This is a genomic window from Desulfomarina sp. (genome assembly GCF_054039375.1).
In genome coordinates, this window is record NZ_JBPLBA010000026.1 from 1 (window position 1) to 5,507 (window position 5,507).

Below are 5,507 nucleotides of genomic sequence, written 5' to 3' on the forward strand. Positions count from 1 at the left end.
TTCAAATGAAAAAGTGTCAGTCCAGATCATTTTATAATCAGTCTAATGTGATTTTTGAAATACGCCTGATAAAACAGGCCCAATCCCCAGACTCACAAATAACAGGCTGAGTTTCATACGTAATCAGATTTTTTTTGATTGGAAAAAGAAATGTACCAGCCGGCAGGGCGGGGTACTGATCAGGTTTATGTGGGTTGTCTCCGGGAGCCTCGCCAACTCCTCCTTTTCCTTACATGGCCTGACCAGTACCCTACTCTTTTTCAGGCGAGAAACTGTCGCAGGACATAGGGCAGGATTCCCCCATGGCGGTAGTAGGCCACGTCAATGGCTGTATCCAGGCGGGAAATAACCTGGAAGCGAATTGTGGTTCCATCTTCTTTTTTCGCAGTAACCTGAAGTTCTTCCCCCGGTGCCATTCCGGAAAGGCCATGGATGGAATATATTTCAGTTCCGTCCAGGCCAAGGCTTTGAGGATCTTCTCCATCTTTAAACACCAGGGGCAGAACACCCATGCCGACCAGGTTATTCCTGTGGATTCTCTCGTAAGATCCGGCAATGACGATTTTTATACCGAGCAGCATGGTTCCTTTCGCGGCCCAGTCCCTGGATGAGCCTGTACCGTATTCTTTTCCGGCAAGGACAATAAGCGGCACCTCTTCCGAGAGATACTGCATGGCGGCATCATAATTAAACAGTTCTTTATTTTCCGGATATTTTATCGTGATACCACCTTCCCTGGGTTGAACCATCCTGTTTTTTATACGGATATTGGCGAATGTGCCCCGCATCATAACTTCATGATTACCCCTTCTGGATCCGTAGGAGTTGAAGTCTTTTCTGGCAATATTTTTTTCCAGCAGGTACTGCCCGGCCGGATAGTGTTCGGGTATTGCTCCTGCAGGAGAGATGTGATCAGTGGTGACACTGTCTCCCAGCAGAAGGAAGGCCCGGGCACCCTCCAGGTCTTCCAGGGGTGGCGGTGTTCTGGTGAATCCATCAAAGAATGGTGGTTTTTTGATGTAGGTTGAGTCCTTATCCCAGGAATAGGTTGTACTTTTTACACTGTCGAGTGTCTTCCAGAAATCATCTCCGTCAAAGATTGAGGCGTATTCTTTTGCAAAACGCTCACTGGTGACGAATTGCTGAACAAGCTGTTCTAGTTCTTCCTGGCCGGGCCAGAGGTCATTGAGGTAAACGGGCTGATTATTAGGATCGGTTCCCAGGGGAGCGGTTGTGAGATCGATATCTACCCGTCCTGCAAGGGCAAAAGCCAGGACCAGAAGGGGAGAGGCGAGAAAATTAGATTTGATTCGCTGGTGGATGCGTGCCTCAAAATTGCGGTTGCCTGAGAGAACTGCGGCAACGTTTAAATCTTTTTTTCTGATGAGTTCTTCAAGTTCAGGATGGAGCGGTCCACTGTTTCCGATACAGGTTGTGCAGCCGAATGCGGCAATATGAAAACCGAGGGCTTCAAAATAGGGCATGAGGCCGGCTGCTTCCAGGTAGTTGCTGACAACCTTTGAGCCGGGTGCAAATGAGGTCTTTACATGGGGCGGGATCGTCAACCCTCTTTTTACGGCCTCTCTGGCCAGGAGACCGGCGCCAAGGAGGACATACGGGTTTGAAGTGTTGGTGCAGGATGTGATTGCTGCTATGACAACAGAGCCGTTCTGGATGGTTGTCTCGCGGCCGTTCAGGGTGAGGGAGAATTTTTCCGTCCCGGTCTTTGTTGTTTTGGCAAAAGCGGATTGCATTCGGCTCAAAGGAATATGATCCTGCGGCCGTGCCGGACCGGCCAGGGAAGGTTCAACCGTGGCCAGGTCAAATTCTATGACGGAGCTGTACTCTCTTTCATCATTTTCTTCGTAAAAGAGGGACTGGGCGTGGGCGTAGGCGGTGGAAAGTGCAGCCTGTTTCCGGCGGCCCGTCATATTAAGGTAGTCGATAGTTTTTTCATCAATTGGAAAAAACCCGAGGGTCGCACCATATTCCGGTGTCATATTTGAAATCGTTGCCCGGTCGGGTATGGAGAGGTTGCTCATTCCCGGTCCGAAATATTCGACAAATTTTTCCACCACATCGTGTTTGCGTAACAGCTGTGTCAGGGTGAGCACAATGTCAGTGGCCGTAATACCTTTGTCCGGTTTACCTGTCAGGCGGACTCCTGTGACTTCGGGGATCGGCATATAATAGGGCTGGCCAAGCATGACTGCCTCCGCCTCAATTCCCCCCACGCCCCAGCCCATGACCCCGATACCATTGATCATGGGGGTGTGTGAGTCGAGGCCGACAACAGTGTCCGGGAAGGCAAGAATTCCTTCTTTATCTTTCCGGGTAAAAATAACCCGACCAAGGTATTCCAGGTTAACCTGGTGACAGATCCCTGAGTTCGGGGGGACGATTTTAAAATTGTCAAAACTCATCTGAGCCCATTTCAGAAGCTTATAGCGTTCTCCGTTCCTCTCGTATTCCCTGGCTACATTCTGGGTGAGGCTGTTGCTGGTGCCGGAGTAGTCCACCTGGACAGAATGATCGGCAACCAGTTCAACAGGAACGACGGGATTGATTCCGGCGGGATCTCCTCCCTGTTCTCTTAAGGCGTCACGCATTGCCGCAATATCTACAACCGCCGGTACTCCGGTGAAGTCCTGCATCAGGACACGGGCGGGATGATAGGGTATTTCAACCGGAATATCATACTTTTTTTTCCAGTTGACGATTGCCTGGAGGTCACTGGTTTTTACAATCGTTCCGTCATATTTTCTCAACAGGTTCTCGACAAGGATACGAATGGAGTACGGCAGCCTGGAGATGCTGCCAAGACCCTGGCGGGAGAGTTCCGACAGATCGTAATAGCTGCAGGTGTCTGTTCCAATCTGTAATTGTTTTAAGTATATCAGATTATCCATGGGGCCCCTTATGGTTGTTCTGTAACTGCATTTGGAGGAAGACAACTTGTAATTGTTCTCAAGTACCCCGGTTTTTCACGGTCTCTTGTACACGCACAGGTAAGTAAGCGCGAAGAAGAGCTTGCAAAAATCTGTGGCAGGCGAACAATTACAACTCAGAGGTTATAAAATCTTATAGTTGCAACCCTCCGGGTATTTCACATGCCTTTTGATTCAGTCAGACCACACTTTTCATCATCAGAAAATGGCTCTTCCCCTTGAAGTGAATGAAATGCCAAGCTGGGACTGGGTACCGATCATAACTGATTCAATGATGGGGGGATTAATTTTTTCTTCTGCTTTCCATGAAACAATAAAATTTGCACCGGAGCCGCCTGTGGTATCCTTCTGGGGAACAATAAATCGAGTAGAGCCCATGGGGGGGAGCAGAACCGGTTCCACAATGAAGTGTTTCAGTAGTTTTCCCTGGGTTTCGTAATAATCAACAGTAGTTACCGTCAGGGAGCGGAGGGGATCAACATTGCGGATACTGAGTGTAATTGAAAGGAGCAGAGGTGTTTCCTTGTTGCCGTGATAAATATGGGAATAGGCAGGTACATATACCTTTTGCCGCATAACGGGTGGAAAGGGTTCTGAGGCCTGCAGGGAACACGGGGTGAACAGAAGAAAAAAGAGTAATAATCGGTAAATCATGCTGCTTTTCCTGGAGTTGTTAATCCTGTGAATGGCTGCTTTACCCGTAAATCCTCACGGGGCAACAACTATATGATTTTATTACCTCTGAGCTGTAATTACCTTTACCCCTCTACTGCGCAGGATTGATCAGCAAGGGTTTCGAGTTTTTTGATATGATTCTTTTCTTCTCTGATAATCATCTGGAGTTTTTCCCTTGTTTCATCGTTATCAAGGAAATCGAGAAGAATTTCATAGAAGAGAATCGTATCCTGTTCAAATTCGATGGATTGCGCGAGGATTTCTTTGAAACTACCTGCCTCCTCGAGTTTTTCCCGGTCCAGGGAAAAAGTGTTGCTTTTTATGATATCCGTGAGAAGGGAGCGACCTATGGCAGCCATTTCCCTCTGCTCAGAAGACAAAGTCTGGTCTGATTGGATCGATTCAAACCACCGGGCATGTTTTTCTTCTTCAAGGGCCATCCAGGTAAGGACTTCTGCAAGTTTTGGGTCCTCTATACCTTCGCTTGCCCTGCGATAGGTTTCAGCGCCGTTTTCCTCAATCTGTATTGCGATATTGCATATGTCTGAGAGTGTAAACATGAGTACTTCCTTTTGTGAAAATCAGTCAAAAAACTTAGTAAAAACAGAAAGTTCCTCCCTCGGTGTGCGGTAGTTGTTGACCGGGGCATCCCTGTCTTCATATCCGAGTGCCATGCCACAGATAAGAATGTTGTCCATGGGATAGCCCAGTTGTTTTTTTATGAGTTCCGGGTATTGGCCGAGTGCCGCCTGGGAGCAGGTGGCCAGACCTTCTTCCACAGCAGCAAGCATGATGGATTGCAGGAACATGCCGTAGTCCAGAAAAGACCCGGTCTGCATTACGGGATCAAGAAAGAAGAACAGTAGAACGGGCGCCCCGAAGCCGTGGTAGTTTGCCACCCACTGTTCATAGCGCTTTTCCTTGTCTTTTCTTTCTATATTCAGTGTGGAGTAGAGCTGTCTTCCACAGGCAAGTCTTCTGCTTTTGAATGGTTCCGGCCATTTCAGGGGATAATACTGGTAATCCATTTCACCCATTTCACCACTGCGAAACAGGTTTTCCATTTCCTGGCTCAGTTCCTCTTTCTGTTTACCTGATACCACGGCCACCTGCCAGGGTTGGGCATTTGTTCCTGATGGTGCATGGCGCGCCGCGGAGAGGACAGCTTCAATCTTTTTCCGGGGGACAGGGATATCAAGATAGGCGCGGGTCGATTTTCTTGTTTTCAGAGCATCAATTGTATTCATAGTTTCGGGACATTCACAGAATTATGAATTATGCTATTATTTATTATTATAGCAGCGAATAAGAGGTGTTTTCAAAAAAACCTTACATGCAACTACTCGCGGAGGCCGCAACCGGACGATTTCATTTCCCCTGCGCCTCGATCTCGAACATGATGCATCATTTCTGGACAGACACTGGTTGATAACGGCTTGAAGTACACAAATACGTCAGCGCCGTCGAACCCCGCATATCCGTGGTAAACTTGCCAATTGCAGAATTCAGGTCATATTATACCTCGAATATACAAAAAAAGCTTTATTTAGATTGCAAATGATTATCTTTATCAGAAGATTTACGTGGTTGTGAGCAATTATGATGAAAAGAGGGTTGATTGCCGGCTATTATTCCGGCAAATTTATATCCCATTCCCTGCGAAACCCGGTCACATGCCCAGGTTTTCAGCTGTCAGGCAGAGCTTTGTATGTGATTAAGAAAATAATTCAACCTAAATCCTGCAATTGCCAATCCCGCAGGGCAAAGAAAATGAAAAAATTTACATTCACCTGAGAAGTGAATAGCCAAATTTGCTTGATATATCATAATGTATTGAAATCAAGTTATATTTACATTTTTTCATTTTCTGAAGTGCAGGATTTA

4 protein-coding genes are annotated in these 5,507 nt (G+C 47.2%); all 4 read right to left on the bottom strand.

From position 1 onward, the window contains the following. Positions 1-260: 260 nt before the first annotated feature. Entirely contained in the window at positions 261-2,909 is a 2,649-nt protein-coding gene (gene acnA, locus ACXLDX_RS01635) for an aconitate hydratase AcnA (protein WP_457575444.1), read from the bottom strand. A gap of 237 nt (positions 2,910-3,146) precedes the next feature. Then, on the bottom strand, positions 3,147-3,602 hold the full coding sequence (locus ACXLDX_RS01640; protein WP_457575445.1) for a DUF3124 domain-containing protein: 456 nt from the start codon (positions 3,600-3,602) through the stop codon (positions 3,147-3,149). A 104-nt stretch (positions 3,603-3,706) separates the two neighbouring features. Beyond that, entirely contained in the window at positions 3,707-4,183 is a 477-nt protein-coding gene (locus tag ACXLDX_RS01645; protein ID WP_457575446.1) for a ferritin family protein, read from the bottom strand. Positions 4,184-4,204: 21 nt separating this feature from the next. Next, entirely contained in the window at positions 4,205-4,870 is a 666-nt protein-coding gene (locus ACXLDX_RS01650; protein ID WP_457575447.1) for a nitroreductase, read from the bottom strand. Positions 4,871-5,507: the final 637 nt, after the last annotated feature.

Coding starts and splice junctions, on each gene's coding strand:
- acnA (WP_457575444.1), bottom strand. CDS start 2,909: ATGGATAATCTGATATACTTAAAACAATTACAGATTGGAACAGACACC.
- ACXLDX_RS01640 (WP_457575445.1), bottom strand. CDS start 3,602: ATGATTTACCGATTATTACTCTTTTTTCTTCTGTTCACCCCGTGTTCC.
- ACXLDX_RS01645 (WP_457575446.1), bottom strand. CDS start 4,183: ATGTTTACACTCTCAGACATATGCAATATCGCAATACAGATTGAGGAA.
- ACXLDX_RS01650 (WP_457575447.1), bottom strand. CDS start 4,870: ATGAATACAATTGATGCTCTGAAAACAAGAAAATCGACCCGCGCCTAT.